Below are 20,048 nucleotides of genomic sequence, written 5' to 3'. Positions count from 1 at the left end.
CGCTAAGCTGATTGGCGACGAGCCCAATGCAAAGGATGGATACGTGAGCGAAACTGTCTTGCCCAACGATGACTTGCAATCGACGCCTGAAGCGTCTGAACCCTCCACCGCCAAGCCGGAAAAGCGCTCGGGCAATGGCCTGGCGATCCTGGCCTTGCTGCTCGGTGCCGCAGGCGTTGCTGTCGGTGGCTGGGGCGTCTGGCAAGTCCGCCAGCTTCAAGGTGCCGAACAAGGTCAGGGCCAGTACCTGCAGTCCTTGGGCGAAAAGACCCAAGCGCTGCAATTACGTGAACAGCAGATGTCGACGCAGTTGGCGGCCTTGCCTGCTGCCAGCGAGCTTGAAGACCGCCGCCGTCTGGTGGCGCAATTGCAGGGCGATCAGCAACGACTGAGTCAACGCCTGGAAACCATTCTAGGAGCCAGCCGCAAGGACTGGCGCCTGGCTGAGGCCGAGCATTTGCTGCGCTTGGCCAGCTTGCGTTTGTCTGCCTTGCAAGATATCGCCAGCGCTCGCGCACTGGTCCAGGGTGCTGACGACATCTTGCGTGAGCAGAGCGATCCGGGTGCCTTCGCCGCCCGTGAGCAGTTGACCAAGAGCCTGGCTACCCTCAACAGCGTTCAACAACCGGATCGTACCGGGCTGTTCCTGAAGCTGGCGGCCCAGCGTGAGCTGGTGCAGCAGCTCAGTGCGGTGTCGCCGGAATTCGACAGCAATGCCGATGCGTTGGGTGCCTTGACCGCTGATGGTGATGGCGCCAGTCGCTGGTCGCAGTGGTGGGCGGAGTTGTCCAAGTACTTCCAGATTGATTTCAACGCCGATGAGAACATTCGGCCGTTGCTGGCCGGGCAGTCGCTCAATCAACTGCGCCTGGCATTGAGCCTGACCCTTGAGCAGGCCCAGTGGGCTGCGCTCAACGGTGAAGCGAAGGTCTATACCCAGGCACTGGACGATGCTCGTAGTGTTCTGCTGGCCAATTTCAATGCGGACAACCCGCAGAGCAAGGCGATGCTTGACAGTCTCAATGCTTTGGCCGAGGAGCCGGTCTCAGTGGTGGTGCCGGATCTGGCGGACAGCCTCAGCGCGGTTCAGGCCTACCTTGAGCGCCGGCACCTGCCGGCCGAGGAGGCCAAGCCATGAAACGCGTCTACCTGTTGGCGGTGGTGGCCATTGCTGCTGCAGCCGCGCTCGGGATCGCGATCGCCAAGCACAGTGGTTATGTGCTGATTTCCTATGGCAGTTTTCGCTATCAATCGGGGCTCTGGGCGGCGCTGGCGGTGCTGGCTGGCATCATCCTCGCCGTGCTGTTGGTGCGTTATCTGGTCGGTCTGGTTCTGACCTCCAGTGGTGTGGTTAACCCCTGGTCGCGGCGCAACCGCAGCCGACGTACGCGTCTGGCCATTGAGCAGGGCCAACTGGACCTCGCCGAAGGGCGTTGGGCCAGTGCCCAGCGTCACCTGCAACGCGCCGCAGAAGCTGAGCGCCAACCGTTGCTGTACTACCTTGGCGCAGCGCGGGCGGCTAACGAGCTAGGCCGTATTGAGGACCGCGACAACTTGCTGGAACGAGCGCTGGAGCGCCAGCCGCAAGCGGAACTGGCGATTGCTTTGAACCATGCCCAACTGCAGATGGATCAGGGGGAAAGTGATGCGGCCTTGGTCACTTTGCAGGCTATGCAGGAGCGTCACCCGCATAACGCTCAGGTGCTGCGGCTGTTGCAGCGGCTGTATCGCGAACGTGGCGACTGGTCGGCGCTGATCCGCATGATGCCGGAGTTACGCAAGGACAAAGTCTTGCCCGCTGCTGAGCTGGCGGAACTGGAGCGACGCGCCTGGGGCGAGAACCTGAGCCTGGCCGCCAGCCGTGAAGGCGAAGAGCAGAGCGCCCGTCAGTCCCTGGAGCGAGCCTGGCAACAGCTTACGGCGGCCCAGCGCCAGGAACCGCAACTGGTATCGGCCTATGCCGAACAGCTGCGACAGCTGGGTGCCGAGAGTGAGGCCGAAGAAGTCCTGCGCACGGCGATCAAGCGTCAGTACGAAAGCCACTTGGCGCGGCTCTATGGCCTGGTGCGTGGAACTGACGTGGCACGCCAGCTACAAACCGCTGAAGGCTGGTTGAAGCAGCATAGCGATGACCCTGGCCTATTGCTCACCTTGGGTCGGTTGAGTCTGCAAAACCGTCTGTGGGGCAAGGCCCGCGATTACCTGGAAAGCAGTTTGCGCCTGCAGCGCAATCCTGAGGCTTGCGCCGAGCTGGCGAGGCTGTTGGCCGGGCTGGGTGACACTGAACGCAGCAATCAGTTGTTCCAGGAGGGGCTGGGATTGTTGGATGAGCGCCTGCTGGCGTTGCCGCTGCCAGAGGCTGTTCGAGCTTGAGCTACCCTTGGGCTTGCGCTAATCCGCAAGCCCAGGCCGCTGGCGAAAACTCCTACTCGCTCTTACTCCATGGTCATACGAAAGCTGAAGATACTTCCGGTTGAATTCGCGACTATTCCTTTGCGGATCAACGACTTGTCCTAATTGTCGTGCCTTGAAACAAGACCTGGCTTTCCTCTACCGTTAAAGCCTGTCTCTGTCGATTCCGGAACTACCATGTCGTTGGCCCGCTTGCGTTCTATGTTCCTTCCGGCGTTGCTGGTCTCGGTGCTGATGCTGGCGTCTGCATTCTATCTTGAGTGGGGCATGGCATTGGAGCCGTGCCCGTTGTGCTACAGCCAGCGGCTGCTGTTGGCGGGGTATGCACTGGTCTGTCTCTGCGCGGTGATGCAAGCGCCTGGATACTTCGGCACGCGCATTTATGCGGCACTGGCGCTGTGCTTTGCAATGGGCGGAGCGTTGCTCGCAGCCAGGCATGTATGGTTGCAGAGCACGCCGCCGGTAAACATTGGCTGCGAACCCGCCATGCGCTATTTCATTGAAAACCTGCCCCTGAGCCAGTTGCTCAAAGTCATGGTGTTGGGCAGCCCTGAATGCGTGCCCATCAACTGGAGTTTTCTCGATCTGACGATTCCTGAATGGAGCTTGCTGTCATTTGTGCTGTTGGCGGCTCTCCCGATCATTCGCCTGTTCGCACACAGGCGTTCGGTGGTCAGCTCGCAAGTAAAAAACTAAAGCGATCAATTCCAAGTGCAAACGACCGGCGGCAAGAGCAAGTGGGATTAAACACTTGTATGAACTTTGTCGCCTGCGTACCTTGAAGCCTAGGGCGCACGGGAATAATCTCCCTGCACGCATACCGAAAACACAGCTGCTCGATGCTGCCCTGCTGACGTTACCTTTGCTTGCAATCTTGCGAGCGGGGGCAGGGGCATTACCCAGAAGGGAAGAGATCGCCATGCTAGATAGTTGTCAGAATGCTCAGGAACGCTGGGGTGGGGTTCACAAGCTCATTGACCGCTGGTTGGATGAGCGTGCAGAGCTGGTGACAGCCTTCCGTGAGTTACGCGACGCCAAGCCGGCCTTCGCCGACAAGGACAAGAACCGCGACTTCTGTGCGGTACTGATCGATTATGTGTCTGCCTGGCATTTTGAAGTGAGCGAGCAACTGGTCAGCGAAGCCAAAGCGTTTGGCGATACCCGCGGCCTGGAGCTGGCCAAGCAGATCAGCCCGCGTATCGATGCGATTACCGAGATAGCTTCAGCCTTCAATGATCACTGCGACAAGGGCAACTGCAATGATCCAGAGCGTTTCGCGAAAAAGCTAAACGAGCTGGGTAGCTTGCTCCATGAGCGCTTCGAGCTTGAAGACTGCCTGATCGAAGTACTGCACAACGCGCACAGCGAAGAGGCTGAAGTACAGGCTTGATCGGTGCGCCGACGTTTCAGTCGGCCACGTCGAGCAACTCGATCTCAAACACCAATGGCGTAAAGGGCGCAATCAGGTCGCCCGCGCCTTCGGCGCCATAAGCCTGGGCTGATGGAATCACCAGGCGCCACTTCGATCCGCTGGCCATCTCTGGCAATGCTAGTTGCCATCCTTCGATCACACTGTCGAGACTGAACCATTGCGGGTGCTGGTTCTGATCGAAGACGGTACCGTCAGGCAACTTGCCGACATAGCGAACCTGCACTTTTCCTTTTGCTGCAGGTTTGGCACCCGTGCCTATGACCTGTTCGGTGACCAGAATGCCTGCGGCTAATTCGCGCACACCTGGGCGTGCTCGTTCGGTTGCCATGAAGCGTTTTTCTGCGCTCAGCAATTGCTCACTTTGTGCGTGTAGGGCAGCCTCGTTGGTGTGTGTTTCATGTTCACTGAGTAGTGTCGCCATGCGCTCTTTGCTCAAGGCCAAAGGCTTGTTTTGATACGCCTGGCGCAACCCTTCGAGCAAGGCTTCCAGTTGCAGGTCAGGAACGTCTGTACGCAGTCGTTCACCAAGGCTGGCGCCGATGCTGTAGGCCAGATCATGGTCTTTCTGAGCGGTGTTGGCAGGCGCTGCAACGAGCGTTGGTGGCAATAGAAAAAGAGCTAATACTAGATAGCGCGACACGGGCTCACTCCTGCTTCAGCGGAAGTAAAGTATGCCAGCCTTGGCCTGCTACTTCGTGTAAATATCAGCAACACATTGAACAGCATCTACACTTGATTCCAGCTGCAGCGATAACAACTTTGCCCAGGCATGCAACGCGGCGCCTTCATTACTGTCAACATGCCCTAGCGGCGGTAGCAGCAGAAGCATAGTATGAGCCGCACTCTCGTCAGCCAGGAGGTAAGCCATGTCGGCCAATAAGAAGCCAGTAAGTACGCCGTTACACCTGCTCCAGCAACTCTCGGGCAGTTTGCTCGACCATTTGGAAAATGCCTGCTCGCAAGCGCTGGCTGATGCTGAAAAACTGCTCGCCAAGTTGGAAAAGCAACGGGGTAAGGCACAAGAAAAACTGCACAAGTCGCGTCTCAAATTGCAGGACGCTGCCAAGTCCGGAAAAGCCAAGGCGCAGGCTAAAGCCAAGTCTGCAGCAGCTGAACTCGAAGAGTTGCTCGACTCGCTCAAAGAGCGTCAGTCGCAGACGCGCACCTACATCCTGCAGCTCAAACGTGATGCCCAGGAAAGCCTGAAACTGGCCCAGGGTGTTGGCAAGGTCAAAGAAGCTGCAGCCAAGGCACTGACTCAGCGTGCGGCCAAGCCTGCGGTTGTAGCGGCCAAGCCGGCCACCAAGGCTCCTGCGAAAGCCGCGAGCAAGCCTGCGGCTAAACCTGCAGTCAAAGCCGCTGCCAAGCCAGCTGCCAAAGCACCTGCGCGTGCTGCCGCCAAACCAGCCGCCGTGAAAGCGCCAGCTAAGCCTGCGGCCAGAGCCGCAGCGGCTAAACCCGCCGCTGCTAAAGCGCCTGCCAAAGTTGCTGCCGCCAAACCTGCTGCCAAACCAGCGGCTAGAACCACTGCTGCCAAACCTGCTGCCAAGCCAGCCGCCAGAACTGCTGCAGCTAAACCTGCAACCAAGCCTGTTGCGGCAAAAGCGCCAGCCAAGCCAGCGGCCAAACCAGCAGCAGCGAAAGCCCCGGCCAAGCCTGCAGCCAAACCTGTCGCAGCGAAAGCACCTGCCAAGCCTGCTGCAAAAGCACCTGCAAAGCCTGCGGCCAAACCTGCTGCAAAAGCGCCTGCCAAACCAGCGGCCAAGCCTGCTGCAAAAGCACCTGCCAAACCAGCAGCGCAACCCGTTGCGGCCAAACCAGCCGCTGCGCCGACGCCAGCTGCTGCAACCCCGGCACCAGCAGTCACTGCGCCGGCGAGCACCGCGCCGACTGCACCTGCATCCTCGGTAACACCGTCTCAGACCCCGTCTTCGGCATCCTGAGTCGACTGCATCACGGCGCGCAGCTTGTGCAGCGCGTCGTGTTGCATACCGGTGTCGATTGGCGCCAGGTAGTGCAGCCAGTCACACTCAGACTCGCCAGTTGCTGTCCAGCCTTCACAGACTCCCTGCAAGCGCTCCAGTAAAACGCGCTCAGCCTCCAGTTCCAGCCCCTTCACTCGCTCACGTAAGCTCGCCAGTTGCGGATCCTGCGCTGCCGCGTCACGCCAGTGTTGGCGCAAGCTGCGTAGCGGTTTGACCACGTCGGTCTGCCAGGGTGTGGCCATCTCGCGTAGCGCTTGCACGCGTTGTTCGCTCGGCGTTGCACCACGTGTATTGAGCCAGGCCGCGCAGAGCAGCAGGCAGACATCGCCACCTTGATCCTGCCATTGCAGGCAGACCGCCTCCACGCCTGGGCGGGCGTAAAGATTCAAGGCAAAATTCCACAGGTCGGTGTGCATGGTCCCACTCGCGCCAGTTGCCGACGAAGCTGGTAGACTCCGCGGCCATTATGATCAGACTATCGAACCTCACTTTACAGCGTGGTCCCCAGCGCCTGCTAGAAGGCGCTGAATTGACCCTGCACGCCGGTCACAAGGCCGGCCTCATCGGTGCCAATGGCGCCGGTAAATCCAGCCTGTTCGCCTTGTTGCGCGGTGAGCTGACGCCTGACTCGGGCGACTGTCTGCTGCCGGCCGACTGGCGTATCGCGCACATGCGCCAGGAGGTCGACACGCTCGACCGGCTGGCTGTCGATTATGTGCTTGATGGTGATGTCCGCCTGCGCAAGGTTCAGGCGGACCTTGCTGCTGCTGAAGCTGCCCATGACGGCACTGCGCTGGCGCGTCTGCATATCGAACTCGACAGCGCTGACGGCTACACCGCCGATGCCAGGGCACGCAAACTGCTGGCCGGTCTGGGCTTCACCAACGAGCAGATGGACCGCCGTGTAGGTGACTTCTCCGGTGGCTGGCGGATGCGTCTGAACCTGGCCCAGGCATTGATGTGCCCGTCCGACTTGCTGTTGCTCGACGAGCCGACCAACCACTTGGACCTTGATGCGATCCTCTGGCTGGAAGACTGGCTCAAGGGTTACCCGGGCACGCTGTTGCTGATTTCCCACGACCGCGATTTCCTGGATGCGGTGGTTGATCATGTGGCCCATGTCGAGCAGTGCAAACTGACCCTCTACCGGGGCGGCTACACCGCGTTCGAGCGTACGCGTGCCGAGCGTCTGGCACAGCAGCAACAGGCCTATGAGAAGCAGCAGGCCCAGCGTGCGCACATGGAAAAGTACATCGCCCGGTTCAAGGCTCAGGCCACCAAGGCACGTCAGGCCCAGAGCCGGATCAAGGCTCTGGAGCGAATGGAAGAGCTGTCGGCGGCTCATGTCGACTCTCCATTCGATTTTACTTTCCGTGAGTCGGAGAAGATCTCCAGCCCATTGCTTGACCTCTCTGAAGGCCGCCTTGGCTATGGCGACAAGACCATTCTGGAGAAGGTCAAGCTGCAGCTCACGCCGGGCGCTCGGATCGGCTTGCTTGGCCCTAACGGCGCAGGTAAGTCGACCCTGATCAAGAACCTCGCCGGTGAGCTGGAGCCACTTGGCGGACGTCTGGTGCGGGGTGAGAACCTGTCCGTGGGCTACTTTGCCCAACACCAGCTCGACTCGCTGGACAACAAGGCGAGCCCCTTACTGCATCTGCAGCGCCTGGCACCTACCGAACGCGAGCAAACCCTGCGCGACTTCCTCGGTGGCTTTGACTTCCGCGGCGGCCGTATCGACGAGCCGGTGCTGAATTTCTCCGGTGGTGAAAAGGCTCGCCTGGCGCTGGCCTTGATCGCCTGGGAACGACCGAACCTGTTGCTGCTCGACGAACCGACCAACCACCTGGACCTGGAAATGCGCCTGGCGCTGACAATGGCCCTGCAGGAGTTCAGTGGTGCGGTACTGGTGGTATCGCACGACCGTCACCTGCTCAAGAGCACAACCGACGATTTCTTGCTGGTGGCTGACGGCAAGGTCGAGACCTTTGATGGTGACCTCGACGATTACACCCGCTGGTTGGTTGAGTACCGTCAGCGCAATGCGCCGGTCAGTACTGCGCCGGTCAATGGCGACAAGACCGACAAGAAAGCTCAGCGTCAGGCGGCGGCTGCGTTGCGTCAGCAACTGGCCCCGCACAAGCGTGAAGCCGATAAGCTTGAGCGCGAGCTGGGGGCCCTGCATGAGCAACTGGCGAAGATTGACGCCAGCCTGGGTGACAGCGCGTTGTACGAAGCGACACGCAAGGATGAACTGCGCGACTTGCTGGCCCAGCAGGCCAAGCTCAAAGTCCGTGAAGCCGAACTGGAAGAAGCCTGGATGGCCGCCCTTGAGCAGCTGGAGACCATGCAGGCGGAGCTGGAGGCCTTGTCTTGATGGCGTCATTGCAGTTGCCAGTGCCGCCGGAATGGATTGCGCCATTCTGGCTGGGCTTGCAGATACTTCTGATTCTCTGCGCCGCTTTTGTCCTCCAGCGCCTGGTTGGGCGCTGTCTGAAACGACTGGGTGAACGCTACCCGCTGCCGCCGGAACTGATGATGCCGGTGCGCGGCGGCCTGCGCTGGCTGATCATGGGCAGTGCCCTGGTGTTCGTGCTTGAACGCCTGGGGGTTTCTGCCACAGTGCTGTGGACGGCCTTGTCTGGTTTTGTTGCCGTGGCAGCAGTGGCCTTCTTCGCCATGTGGAGCGTGTTGTCGAACTTGCTCTGTGCGGTGCTGATCTTCACCGTTGGGCCGTTTCGGATCGGTGACGTGGTCGAGCTGGTGGAGACCATCGACAAGCCTGGGGTGAAGGGCAGGGTAGTGGCTATCAATCTGTTGTTCACCACCTTGATCGAATTACCGGAAGCCGGTGGAGCGTTGGTTCAGGTGCCCAATAGCCAGTTCTTCCAGAAATCGGTACGACGCTGGCGTGGTGCCGAAGTCTTGCCGCTGGTGGTTGAAGACAAAACCGCGGGTAATTGATCGGCGGCGTTAAAAAAGCGTGGTTATTTTTTCACCAGCGCACTAGCTTAGAGCTTTGTGACAAGCCAGGGCCGAGGTGCGCGATGTCGTTGGAAACGTGGTTGGCATTTTTTGCCGCTTGTTGGGTAATCAGCCTGTCGCCGGGCGCCGGGGCCATTGCCTCGATGTCTTGTGGCCTGCAGTACGGCTTCTGGCGTGGTTACTGGAACGCCCTGGGCTTGCAACTGGGCCTGGTGCTGCAAATTGCGATCATTGCCGCAGGCGTCGGTGCAGTGCTGGCAGCGTCCGCGACAGCATTCCAGATCATCAAGTGGTTTGGCGTTGCCTATCTGGTCTACCTGGCGGTCAAACAGTGGCGCGCGTTGCCTGCGGACCTCAGCGACGACTCTGCTGTGCGGCCCATCGGTAAACCGCTGAGCCTGGTGTTCCGCGGTTTTCTGGTCAACGTTAGCAACCCCAAGGCGCTGATCTTCATGCTGGCGGTGCTGCCGCAGTTCATCAACCCGCAGGCTCCTCTGCTGCCTCAATACCTGATCATTACCGCAACCATGGTCAGCGTTGACCTGTTGGTCATGGCCGGCTACACCGGGCTCGCGGCGCGTGTCCTGCGTTTGCTGCGCACGCCCAAGCAGCAGCGGCGGATGAACCGGACCTTTGCCGGGTTGTTCCTTGGCGCTGCGACCTTGCTGGCAACCATTCGCCGTGCACCGGTGTAAAGCGCTGCGGGCAACGGTGTTGTTCACCGGCTATCAACAGGTCTCCCCCCCTCAAAGATGAATTTGTCACTAAAATTTACTGAGATTGCCAGCTAAACCTTGAGCGATGGCCAATGGAAGTGAACAATGCAATACCTCGCATTGTTATTTGAGATTGGCTCATGATTCTCCGTTCCCGCGTGTTCGCCTGGCTACTCTGGCCGCTGCTGGCGCTGAGCAGTACTGTGCTGCTGGCCGAACCTGGCGATGACGCCGCCAAAGCCTTACACCTACTCGACTACATCGGTGCCGATTATCCGGCGACGGTCGAGGCGGGCAAGGTGGTGGATGACGGCGAGTACCGCGAGCAGTTGGAGTTCACCGACGTCCTGCAAGGCCTGATCAGTGGATTGCCGGCCCACACTGAGCGTCAAGCGCTGGAGCAGGGCGTGGTGAGCTTGCGCCAGGCGATCAATCAGCGCCAGGACGGTGCCAGCGTCGCCCGTCAGGCTCGACAGCTGGGTGCACAACTGGCGGTGGCTTATGAAGTCAGTCAGGCGCCGGTAATCACTCCCGATGCTGTTCGTGGTGCGCCGCTGTATGCCCAGCATTGCTCGGTCTGTCATGGCGACAGTGGTGCTGGCGATGGTCCGGCGGGTGTCGGTCTTGAGCCGCCACCGGCCAACTTGCGCAGCAGCGAACGCCTCGCTCGGCTGAGTTTGTTCGACCTCTACAACACCTTGGGGCAAGGCATCGAGGGCACGGACATGCCTTCCTTCGCCGACCAGCTCGACGAGCGCCAGCGCTGGGACCTGGCCACTTATGTCGCCAGCTTCACCGCGGATCCAGGCAAGGCTAAAGGCGACACCCGCTATAACCTCGCTGACCTGGCGCGTCAGACCCCGTTGGAAGTTGAAACGGCGCAAGGGCCAGAGGCAGCAGCGCAGTTCCGCGCCCAACGTGCCCAGCCTCCGCAGGTTCAGCGTGGGCCGGCACAGTTGCTCGACTACACCGCCACGACCTTGGACAAGAGCCTGACAGCCTATCAGGCGGGCGATCATGAACAGGCCTATGACTTGTCGGTTGCAGCCTACCTGGAAGGTTTTGAGCTGGTCGAAAGCTCGCTGGATAATGTCGATGCCAATGTGCGCAAGGACACGGAAAAATCGCTGATGGCGTACCGGCAGTCCCTACAGGACGGCTTGCCGCTTGAGCAAGTGAGTCAGCGTCTGGACGCCGCCAAGGCCAAGCTTAAGGAGGCTGCGCAATTGCTTGGCGGCGATAGCCTGAGCTGGTCATTGAGCTACATTTCTGGCCTGCTGATTCTACTGCGCGAAGGCCTGGAGGCGATCCTGGTGTTGGCGGCGATTCTTGCCTTCCTGCGCAACACTGGTCAGCAGTCGGCGGTGCGTAGCGTCAACATCGGCTGGGCGCTGGCATTGGTGGCTGGTTTTGCCACCTGGGCGCTGGCGGCCTATGTCATCGACGTCGGTGGTGCACAGCGTGAACTGCTTGAAGGCTGCACGGCGTTGTTCGCCAGTGTCATGGTGCTGTGGCTGGGCGTGTGGATGCACGATCGGCGGCACGCTGCTGCCTGGCAGAACTACATCAAGAGCAGCTTGGTCAGCGGTGGTGGGCGCTTCGGCTTTGCCTTGCTGGCGTTTTTCTCGGTATACCGTGAGCTGTTCGAGGTGATTCTGTTCTACGAAACCCTGTGGTTGCAGGCCGGGCCCGCCGGGCACCAGGCGGTGCTCGCCGGTGGTGCCACGGCATTGGTGCTGTTGGTGGGGCTGGCTTGGGTGATTCTGCGCGGTTCGGCGAAGCTGCCGCTGTCGTTGTTCTTCAGTATCAACGCGGCACTGCTATGTGCTTTGTCGGTGGTGTTTGCCGGTCATGGCGTCAAAGCCTTGCAGGAAGCCGGAGTGTTCGGTACGCGACCAGTGCCGTTCTTCGAGTTCGACTGGTTGGGTATTCACGCCGATGCCTATTCGTTGGCTGCGCAGGCTGTGGCATTGGTGGCGATCTGTGTGCTGTACGGGCGTAGTTACCTGGGGCAAAGGCGTCGCGTCTCCGCCAACTGATTCAAGCACTGCGTGTCAGCTTGCACGGCGTCGATCATATCGCCGGCAAGACCGGCTCCCACAATGGTCCTGCGTACACCGAGCCTGTGGGAGCTGGCCTTGCCAGCGATGCAGACACCGCGAAGCCTCTGACACCGCGCCGATGCCATCGTCAGCAGGGCAGCGAGCACAGAGTTTATGGGGGCGGGCTGCAAAGCAGCTCCGAAGCGCGGATACTGTTCGCCTGTTTGGTTTTTGTGGATAGTTAACCGATGCGTATCTGGATCGACGCCGATGCCTGCCCTAAGGCGGCCAAGGATCAGGTGATTAAATTTGCCCTCAAGCGTCAGCTGGAAGTGGTGCTGGTTGCAGGGCAGAGCCAGATCAAGCCGGCATTCGCCTGCGTGAAATTGATCGTCGTGCCCAGTGGGCCGGATGCCGCCGACGATTACCTGGTTGAGCATGCCGTGCCGGGCGAGTTGGTGATCTGCAGCGATGTGCCGTTGGCCGACCGGTTGGTCAAAAACGGTGTTGCCTGCCTCGATCCGCGCGGGCGAGAGTTTGACGAGCGCAACATGGGCGAACGCCTGGCGGTGCGCAACTTGTTCACCGACCTGCGCGAGCAGGGGCAGGTCGGTGGTGGGCAAGCACCCTATGGCGATCGCGAGAAACAGGCATTCGCGAACTCCCTGGACCGCATTCTGACGCGGCTGGCGCGTCAGTTTCCGCGTTGATAGGGGTTACTTGTCGCTTTCGTGAGTCAGTTCCAGTACCCGATCAACCAGCTTGTTGATGCCGCTCGCCGCTTCGCTGATTGACTTAGCCAACATATAGGCCGGCGTGCTGACCAGCTTGCGCTGGGTATCTTCGACGATGTCATGGACATCACATTCTTCATGGGTGCCACCCATCTTGACGATGGCGGCGCTGGTATCAGCGTCGTTGCCGATGGTGCAGACCACGCCGGGGCCGTAGATCTTCGCCGCCAACGCTGGCGAGATGCAGATCAGGCCCACGGGCTTGCCGGCTTCGGCAAACGCTTCGGTCAAGGCCAGTACATCTGGGTTAACGGTGCAGCCAGTGCCTTCAACGGCAAAGTTGGAGAGGTTCTTCGCCGCACCAAACCCTCCTGGAACGATCAGCGCATCGAAATCGTTGGCGTCCGCTTCATGCAGGTCCTTGATGTCTCCGCGGGCGATACGTGCCGACTCCACCAGGACGTTGCGCGATTCGGGCATCTCTTCGCCCGTCAGGTGGTTGACGACATGCCTTTGCGCAATGTTCGGCGCAAAGCACTGTACCTTGGCGCCGCGCTGATCGAGGCGCAGCAGTGTAATTACGCTTTCGTGGATTTCGGCGCCGTCATAGACGCCACAGCCGGAAAGAATCACTGCAACTTTTTTTTGGGTCATGCTCACTACTCCCGAGTCGAGGCGTTAAATGTCCTCTAAATTGGCAGATGTCGCCATAGGGTTTCCGGTAAACCAGGCCTAATCTTGTGTAATAGCCTGGAGATGGATGACCCATGGATCTGATTCTGTTGGCGGTACCGTTTTTCTTTGTCCTGATTGTGGTCGAATTGATCGCCGATCGCCTGCGGGGGATGCGCACTTACCGTCTGGCCGATGCGATCAACAGCCTCAGCACCGGGGTGCTGTCGACAACCACGGGCTTGTTGACCAAGGGTGTAGGCCTGGTTACCTACGCCGTGGCCTGGGACCATCTGGCGCTGTTCACGTTGCCCAGCGACGCGCTGTGGGTCTGGGTCCTGGCCTTTGTTTTGTACGATCTCTGCTACTACTGGCTGCACCGCTTTGGTCATGAGCGCAACATCCTCTGGGCGGCGCATTCGGTGCATCACCAGAGTGAGGAGTACAACCTGTCGACAGCCTTGCGTCAGACCAGCAGCGGCTTCCTCCTGTCGTGGATCTTCTACTTGCCCTTGGCAGTGCTGGGCGTGCCACCGCTGGTATTTATCACGGTGGCAGCATTGAACCTGCTCTATCAGTTTTGGGTACACACCCGGCACATCCCCAAGCTGGGTTGGTTCGAATGGCTGTTCATTACGCCGTCCAATCATCGCGTACACCATGCGCAGAATCCTTTGTACTTGGATCGCAACTACGGTGGAGTGTTCATTGTTTGGGATCGCCTGTTCGGCACTTTTCAGGAAGAGGACGACAACGAACCGGTGATTTTCGGCGTAACTACGCCACTGGCCAGCTGGAATCCGTTATGGGCCAACCTGCAGTTCTACGCCCAACTCTGGCATGACGCATGTCATGCCGAGCGTTGGTCGGACAAGCTGCGGATCTGGTTCATGCCCACTGGCTGGCGACCTGCCGATGTGGCACGGCGCTTTCCACAGGCCAAACAGGACTTGAGCCGCTTTCGCAAGTTCGAGGTGCCGTTGGGTTGGCCGCAGCAGCTCTATGTGGTGCTGCAGTTTGCTGTGTACGTGGCCTTAGGCAGCTACCTGATGGAGCACGTTGAGCAGCTGTCTGGCGCAGCCTTGCTGGTGGGCTGGGGGGTGATGGCGTTCGGGTTGTTTGTGTTCGGCACAGCGCTGGAGAATCGCCCTTGGGCCTTTAAGCTGGAGCTGGTGCGGCTGGGATTGAATGTCCCGGCCATGGTCCTGGCCGGGATAACCGGTTTATGGCCGATCACTGCCTTGGTCTGGGTCGCGTTGTTTGGCTACACCCTGCTCAGCGTGTTCGGCCTGTATGGCAGCCGCTTCTTCGCGGGCGACCCGCGCCGCCTTGAAGCGACGACGCAGCCACAGGCAACCACCGAAGGCCAGCAGGCCACCGAGCACCCATAGCTCGTACTTCTTCACGTTGCCGAGCATGCCTTCGAGAATGGCACCAAAGTGATAGGCGGCGGTGCCTAGGGCAAGGGCCCAGACCGCCGCACCGATGCCGTTGAGCAGCAGATAGCGGCGTGGCGGATAGCCGGACAGGCCGATTGCGACCGGCATGACCGTGCGCAGACCGTAGACGAAGCGAAAACTCAGCACCCAGATGTCCGGATGGCGGCGAATGTGCTCCAGCGCGCGATCGCCCATCATCTGCCAGCGTGGTTTGCGTGCCAGCAACTTGCGCCCGTGCTTGCGCCCCATGAAGTACCACAGCTGGTCGCCGGCATAGCTGCCGAAGAAGGCCACCAGGACCACCAGGTTGATATCCATGTATCCGCGGAACGCAAGGAAGCCGGCGAGAACCAAGATGGTCTCACCTTCGAAAAACGTGCCGAGAAAAAGGGCAAAGTAGCCGAAATCCTGAAGGAATTGTTGGAGCATTTTCTGGGTGCTGGCGAAATGAACGCGCAGCCTAACCCTTCGTGGCCTTGGGGGAAAGTATCCAAATGTGTCTCGACGTTAACATTTCCTACAAGGACAATGACTGCGTCCTCAAGTCGCAGGGTTGTCCTTGGCTGTCATTCACGCGTCATAATGGCCGCTTATAACTGTCGCGCTCGCCCGCCTGCGCGGGCTCAGGAGTCTGCCGTGAGCTTTACCCCCGCTAACCGTTTGTTTCCTGCCACCCGTCTGCGTCGCAACCGTCGTGACGATTTTTCCCGTCGTCTGGTGCGTGAAAACGTTCTGACTGTCGATGATCTGATCCTGCCGGTATTTGTGCTCGATGGCGAAAATCGCCGTGAAGAAGTCGCCTCGATGCCAGGCGTCGAGCGTCTGAGCATCGACTTGCTGCTGGAAGCTGCGCAAGAGTGGGTGAACCTGGGTATTCCAGCCCTGGCTTTGTTCCCGGTGACACCAACCGAGAAAAAATCCCTGGATGGCGCGCAAGCCTGGAACCCGGACGGCATCGCCCAGCGCGCCACACGCGCCCTGCGTGAGCGTTTCCCGGAGCTTGGGGTGATCACCGACGTTGCCCTCGACCCATTCACCACCCACGGCCAGGACGGTATCCTCGACGAGGAAGGCTACGTACAGAACGACATCACCGTCGACGCCCTGGTGCGTCAGGCGTTGTCCCATGCTGAAGCCGGTGCTCAGGTCGTCGCCCCTTCGGACATGATGGACGGTCGTATCCAGGCCATTCGTGAAGCACTGGAGCTGGCGGGGCACGTCAACGTGCGTATCATGGCCTATTCGGCCAAGTACGCCAGTGCCTACTATGGCCCGTTCCGCGATGCGGTTGGCTCGGCCCTGAACCTGGGTAAGGCCAACAAAGCCTCGTACCAGATGGACCCGGCCAATAGCCAGGAAGCCCTGCATGAAGTGGCTGCGGACCTGGCCGAAGGTGCTGACATGGTCATGGTCAAGCCAGGTATGCCGTATCTGGATATCCTTTATCGGGTCAAGGATGAATTCAAGGTCCCGACCTTTGTCTATCAAGTCAGTGGCGAATACGCCATGCACATGGCCGCGATCCAGAACGGCTGGCTGAGTGAGGGAGTGATCCTGGAATCCCTCACCGCCTTCAAACGGGCAGGAGCTGATGGCATCCTGACCTATTTCGCTGTTCGCGCTGCTCAATTGATGAGAGGGCAGTAACGCCCTTCAGGAACGCCAGATGAATAACGAAGTACTCAGTGATGTCGATATGAAGCAAGCCCAGCCCGTGCCGGAGCAAATGCTCGAAACGCCGCCGGAGCCTGCTGCGGTGCCTGAGCCTGTGGCCGAGGTCGAGGCGCCCGCGCCTGCCCCGGCGCCGGCTGCACCGGTCATCGCTGTCCCAGGCCTGGATGACAGCAGCCTGTACATTCACCGCGAGCTGTCGCAGCTGCAGTTCAACATCCGCGTACTGGAACAGGCGCTGGATGAGAGCTATCCCTTGCTGGAGCGGTTGAAGTTCTTGCTGATCTTCTCCAGTAACCTGGATGAGTTCTTCGAAATTCGTGTGGCGGGCCTGAAGAAGCAGATCACCTTTGCCCGTGAGCAGGCCGGCGCTGACGGCCTGCAGCCGCACCAGGCATTGGCACGGATCAGTGAAGTGGTACACAGCGAAGTTGATCGTCAATACGCGATCCTCAACGATGTGTTGCTGCCGGAACTGGAAAAGCACCAGATCCGCTTCATCCGTCGTCGCCACTGGAACACCAAACTCAAAACTTGGGTGCGCCGCTTCTTCCGTGACGAGATCGCACCGATCATCACCCCGATCGGTCTCGATCCGACGCACCCGTTCCCATTGCTGGTGAACAAGAGTCTGAACTTCATCGTTGAGCTGGAAGGCGTGGATGCCTTCGGCCGCGACTCGGGTCTGGCGATCATTCCGGCCCCACGCCTGTTGCCACGGGTGATCAAGGTGCCGGAAGACGTCGGTGGCCCGGGCGATAACTATGTCTTCTTGTCGTCGATGATCCACGCCCACGCCGATGACCTGTTCCAGGGCATGAAGGTCAAGGGCTGCTACCAGTTCCGTCTGACTCGTAACGCCGACCTGGCACTGGACTCCGAAGATGTCGAAGACCTGGCCCGGGCCCTGCGAGGCGAGCTGTTCTCGCGCCGTTATGGCGATGCGGTGCGCCTGGAAGTGGCCGATACCTGCCCTAAACACCTCTCGGACTATCTGCTCAAGCAGTTCAGCCTGAGCGAAAGTGAGCTGTACCAGGTCAATGGCCCAGTCAACCTGACCCGGCTGTTCAGCATTACCGGCCTGGATAGCCACCCCGAGTTGCAATACACCCCGTTCACGCCAGCAATTCCCAAGCTGCTGCAGAACGCCGAGAACATTTTCAGCGTGGTGGGCAAGCAGGACATCCTGCTCATGCACCCCTTTGAGTCGTTCACCCCGGTGGTCGATCTGCTGCGCCAGGCCGCGAAGGACCCACACGTTCTGGCTGTGCGCCAGACCTTGTACCGCAGTGGTGCCAACTCGGAGATCGTCGACGCGCTGGTTGATGCCGCACGTAACGGTAAAGAGGTCACTGCGGTGATCGAATTGCGCGCGCGTTTCGACGAAGAATCCAACCTGCAACTGGCCAGCCGTCTGCAGGCTGCTGGTGCGGTGGTGATTTACGGCGTGGTTGGCTTCAAGACCCACGCCAAGATGATGCTGATCCTGCGTCGCGAAGCCGGCGAGATCGTGCGCTATGCGCACCTGGGGACCGGTAACTACCACGCCGGTAACGCCCGCCTGTACACCGACTATAGCCTGCTGACGTCCGACGATGCCTTGTGCGAAGACGTCGGTAAGTTGTTCAGTCAGCTGATTGGCATGGGCAAGACCTTGCGCATGAAGAAGCTGCTGCACGCGCCGTTTACCCTGAAGAAGGGCATGCTCGACATGATCGCGCGGGAAACCCAGTTTGCCCTTGAGGGCAAGCCTGCGCATATCATCGCCAAGTTCAACTCGCTGACCGATCCGAAGATCATCCGCGCCTTGTACAAGGCCAGTCAGTCAGGCGTGCGCATTGACCTGGTGGTGCGCGGCATGTGCTGCTTGCGGCCGGGGATTGCCGGGGTGTCGCACAATATTCAGGTGCGCTCGATCATCGGTCGCTTCCTGGAGCACACGCGGGTGTTCTACTTCCTCAACGGCGGCGAAGAGCAGATGTTCCTCTCCAGTGCTGACTGGATGGAGCGCAACCTCGACAAGCGCGTCGAGACCTGCTTCCCGGTCGAAGGCAAGAAGCTGATTCTGCGCGTGAAGAAGGAACTGGAAGGGTACCTGACTGACAACACCCACGCCTGGATCCTGCAACCGGACGGGCGCTATGTGCGCAGCACGCCGACCGGCAACCAGAACCCGCGCAGTGCCCAGGCGACTCTGCTTGAGCGCCTGAGCAACCCGGTCCTCAGCGTACGCTGAGGACGAAGCCGACCCGGGTCAGCCACTCAGCCTCCAGGCCGAAGTCGGCCTGGGTCAGCTGATTCTGTTCCAGCCAACCGGCTGGGAATTCAACGTCAAGGCTGTCCCCAGCAGCGTGCAGGGTGACCGTCGGCATCTGCTGGGTGCCACGGATGTGGTGGAACAGGATCGCAAAGCGCAGCAATACGCACAGGCGAATCAGCTTGGTGCCTTCTTCGCCGAACTCGGCAAACTTGTCTTTGGGGATATTGCGGCGGTGGCCGCGCACCAACAGTGCAAGCATCTGCTGGTCTTCGCGAGAGAAACCTGACAAGTCCGAGTGCTCGATCAGGTAGGCGCCGTGCTTGTGGTAGTGGTAGTGAGCGATATCCAGGCCCACTTCATGCACCTTGGCCGCCCAACCAAGCAGTTCCCGCCAGATCCCGTCTTCCAGGTCCCAGGCCTTGGCCACCTGGTCGAAGGCGTGGAGGGCTTTGCGCTCGACCCGGGCAGCTTGGCCCTGGTCGACGTGATAACGCTCCATCAGCGAGCTCAGGGTGCGTTCGCGCACGTCTTCATGGTGATGGCGACCGAGCAGGTCATAAAGCACGCCTTCGCGCAGGGCGCCGTCGCAGTGATCCATGCGCTGCAGTTCGAGGGCGTCGAAAATCGCTTCCATGATTGCCAGGCCTGCCGGGAAGATCGCCCGACGGTCTGGTTTGACGCCGTCGAAGTCGATCTTGTCGGTATCGCCAAGCTTGAACAGCTTGCGTTTGAGCCAAGCCAGACCTTCGGCATTGACCTCGCCGCTCCCCATGCCGCCTGATTTGAGCGCCAGGCCGATGGCACGGATAGTCCCGGAAGAGCCAATGGCTTCGTCCCAGGTCAAGCGGTGCAGGGCATTTTCAATGCTCATCAGCTCCAGGCGCGCAGCCGTATAGGCTTGTGCATAACGTGCCGGGGTGATCTTGCCGTCACGGAAGTAACGTTGGGTGTAGCTGACGCAGCCCATCTGCAGGCTCTCGCGCAGCAGCGGCTCAAAGCGCTGGCCAATGATGAACTCGGTACTGCCGCCACCAATGTCGGCAACCAGGCGTTTACCAGGGGTATCGGCCAAGGTGTGGGATACGCCGAGATAAATCAGGCGGGCTTCCTCACGGCCGGAAATGACTTCTACCGGATGGCCGAGAATTTCTTCGGCGCGGCGGATGAATTCGCCGCGGTTACGCGCTTCACGCAGGGCGTTGGTGCCAACGATGCGCACAGCGCCGTCGGGCATGCCGCTGATCAGCTGGGCGAAGCGCTTGAGGCAGTCCAGACCGCGCTGCATCGACTCTTCGTTGAGTTGGCGCTCTTCGTTGATGCCTGCGGCCAGTTGCACCTTTTCCCCAAGCCGCTCAAGAATGCGGATCTCGGTATGGTGGGCCTTGGCCACAACCATATGGAAGCTGTTGGAGCCCAGGTCGATGGCAGCAATCAAGGACAGATTCTTGGCTGTGTTTTGCGGCATGATCATGGCTTCTCGGTCGATAACCCGGCAATCCTGCCACGATCCAAGGCTGACGCCAACGCGCAGCTTAGCAAGGCTTGATATAGGGCAGGTTGATTGAGGAAATATGACTTTCCCGTGACAGCGGTGATATGAGCGGTCATGCACAACTATAGTTACACTCAATCGTCGGCGGCTTCCTGTAAGTCGCCGGTGCAGCTATGATGGGCCACGTTTTTTTGCTTACGACCTTGGA

General features: G+C 59.9%; 17 protein-coding genes and 1 pseudogene. 13 read left to right on the top strand and 5 right to left on the bottom strand.

Going from position 1 to position 20,048, the window contains the following annotated elements:
* The first annotated feature begins 43 nt into the window (after positions 1 to 43).
* The 4 genes from CX511_RS25190 to CX511_RS25175 all read left to right on the top strand — a co-directional run bounded on the left by CX511_RS25190 (position 44) and on the right by CX511_RS25175 (position 3,802).
* Positions 44 to 1,138, top strand: coding sequence for a uroporphyrinogen-III C-methyltransferase (locus CX511_RS25190; RefSeq protein WP_045181474.1), 1,095 nt, complete (start codon positions 44 to 46; stop codon positions 1,136 to 1,138).
* Positions 1,135 to 2,373 (top strand): heme biosynthesis protein HemY, encoded by a 1,239-nt coding sequence (locus tag CX511_RS25185; RefSeq protein WP_045181477.1) that lies wholly within the window; start codon positions 1,135 to 1,137, stop codon positions 2,371 to 2,373. Before CX511_RS25190 ends, CX511_RS25185 begins: the two co-directional genes overlap by 4 nt.
* Before the next feature lie 216 nt (positions 2,374 to 2,589).
* Positions 2,590 to 3,108, top strand: coding sequence for a disulfide bond formation protein B (locus CX511_RS25180; RefSeq protein ID WP_101293181.1), 519 nt, complete (start codon positions 2,590 to 2,592; stop codon positions 3,106 to 3,108).
* 223 nt (positions 3,109 to 3,331) lie between these two features.
* Positions 3,332 to 3,802 carry an Rsd/AlgQ family anti-sigma factor gene (locus CX511_RS25175; RefSeq protein WP_045181483.1) on the top strand — a complete coding sequence of 157 codons (471 nt, stop codon included), beginning with the start codon at positions 3,332 to 3,334 and terminating at the stop codon, positions 3,800 to 3,802.
* Between the two features lie 16 nt (positions 3,803 to 3,818).
* On the opposite strand, the gene CX511_RS25170 is transcribed toward CX511_RS25175, so the two are convergent.
* Positions 3,819 to 4,484, bottom strand: coding sequence for an FKBP-type peptidyl-prolyl cis-trans isomerase (locus CX511_RS25170; RefSeq protein WP_101293180.1), 666 nt, complete (start codon positions 4,482 to 4,484; stop codon positions 3,819 to 3,821).
* Positions 4,485 to 4,710: 226 nt separating this feature from the next.
* Here CX511_RS25170 and CX511_RS25165 point away from each other — a divergent pair, with 226 nt between their 5' ends.
* On the top strand, positions 4,711 to 5,787 hold the full coding sequence (locus CX511_RS25165; protein WP_101293179.1) for an AlgP family protein: 1,077 nt from the start codon (positions 4,711 to 4,713) through the stop codon (positions 5,785 to 5,787).
* On the opposite strand, the gene CX511_RS25160 is transcribed toward CX511_RS25165, so the two are convergent.
* Positions 5,763 to 6,245 (bottom strand): TIGR02444 family protein, encoded by a 483-nt coding sequence (locus tag CX511_RS25160; protein WP_101293178.1) that lies wholly within the window; start codon positions 6,243 to 6,245, stop codon positions 5,763 to 5,765. The genes CX511_RS25165 and CX511_RS25160 overlap by 25 nt on opposite strands.
* Positions 6,246 to 6,295: 50 nt before the next feature.
* Between CX511_RS25160 and CX511_RS25155 the strand changes: the two genes are divergently transcribed.
* The 5 genes from CX511_RS25155 to CX511_RS25135 all read left to right on the top strand — a co-directional run bounded on the left by CX511_RS25155 (position 6,296) and on the right by CX511_RS25135 (position 12,282).
* On the top strand, positions 6,296 to 8,206 hold the full coding sequence (locus CX511_RS25155) for an ATP-binding cassette domain-containing protein (RefSeq protein WP_101293177.1): 1,911 nt from the start codon (positions 6,296 to 6,298) through the stop codon (positions 8,204 to 8,206).
* Positions 8,206 to 8,793: a mechanosensitive ion channel family protein gene (locus CX511_RS25150; protein WP_101293176.1), complete on the top strand. Its 588-nt coding sequence runs from the start codon at positions 8,206 to 8,208 to the stop codon at positions 8,791 to 8,793. The genes CX511_RS25155 and CX511_RS25150 overlap by 1 nt, the downstream gene beginning before the upstream one ends.
* Positions 8,794 to 8,876: 83 nt before the next feature.
* Entirely contained in the window at positions 8,877 to 9,509 is a 633-nt protein-coding gene (locus tag CX511_RS25145) for a LysE family transporter (protein WP_045181500.1), read from the top strand.
* A gap of 161 nt (positions 9,510 to 9,670) precedes the next feature.
* Positions 9,671 to 11,569 carry a cytochrome c/FTR1 family iron permease gene (locus CX511_RS25140; protein ID WP_101293175.1) on the top strand — a complete coding sequence of 633 codons (1,899 nt, stop codon included), beginning with the start codon at positions 9,671 to 9,673 and terminating at the stop codon, positions 11,567 to 11,569.
* A 251-nt stretch (positions 11,570 to 11,820) separates the two neighbouring features.
* Complete coding sequence (locus tag CX511_RS25135) at positions 11,821 to 12,282, top strand: YaiI/YqxD family protein (protein ID WP_045181504.1); 462 nt, start codon at positions 11,821 to 11,823, stop codon at positions 12,280 to 12,282.
* A 6-nt stretch (positions 12,283 to 12,288) separates the two neighbouring features.
* Here the strand turns inward: CX511_RS25135 and elbB are convergent, their stop codons facing one another.
* Entirely contained in the window at positions 12,289 to 12,960 is a 672-nt protein-coding gene (gene elbB, locus CX511_RS25130) for an isoprenoid biosynthesis glyoxalase ElbB (RefSeq protein ID WP_045181505.1), read from the bottom strand.
* Between the two features lie 113 nt (positions 12,961 to 13,073).
* On the opposite strand from elbB, the pseudogene CX511_RS25125 reads away from it, so the two are divergent.
* Positions 13,074 to 14,096 (top strand): annotated as a pseudogene (locus tag CX511_RS25125) (sterol desaturase family protein); the annotation flags it as partial.
* 105 nt (positions 14,097 to 14,201) lie between these two features.
* On the opposite strand, the gene CX511_RS25120 reads toward CX511_RS25125, so the two are convergent.
* Positions 14,202 to 14,846, bottom strand: a complete 645-nt coding sequence (locus CX511_RS25120; protein WP_082071296.1) for a DedA family protein — start codon at positions 14,844 to 14,846, stop codon at positions 14,202 to 14,204.
* Positions 14,847 to 15,053: 207 nt separating this feature from the next.
* Between CX511_RS25120 and hemB the strand changes: the two genes are divergently transcribed.
* On the top strand, positions 15,054 to 16,064 hold the full coding sequence (gene hemB / locus CX511_RS25115) for a porphobilinogen synthase (protein ID WP_045181509.1): 1,011 nt from the start codon (positions 15,054 to 15,056) through the stop codon (positions 16,062 to 16,064).
* 79 nt (positions 16,065 to 16,143) lie between these two features.
* On the top strand, positions 16,144 to 18,324 hold the full coding sequence (gene ppk1, locus CX511_RS25110; protein WP_373432751.1) for a polyphosphate kinase 1: 2,181 nt from the start codon (positions 16,144 to 16,146) through the stop codon (positions 18,322 to 18,324).
* Here ppk1 and ppx read toward each other — a convergent pair.
* Complete coding sequence (gene ppx / locus CX511_RS25105) at positions 18,311 to 19,813, bottom strand: exopolyphosphatase (protein WP_045182419.1); 1,503 nt, start codon at positions 19,811 to 19,813, stop codon at positions 18,311 to 18,313. The two genes, ppk1 and ppx, sit on opposite strands and share 14 nt — an antisense overlap.
* Between the last annotated feature and the right edge of the window lie 235 nt (positions 19,814 to 20,048).

The sequence above is a fragment of the Pseudomonas sp. S06B 330 genome (assembly GCF_002845275.2).
In the GTDB taxonomy this organism is placed as follows: domain Bacteria; phylum Pseudomonadota; class Gammaproteobacteria; order Pseudomonadales; family Pseudomonadaceae; genus Aquipseudomonas.
Note: the sequence above shows the minus strand (reverse complement) of the source record. Positions and strands in the feature narration are given on the sequence as shown.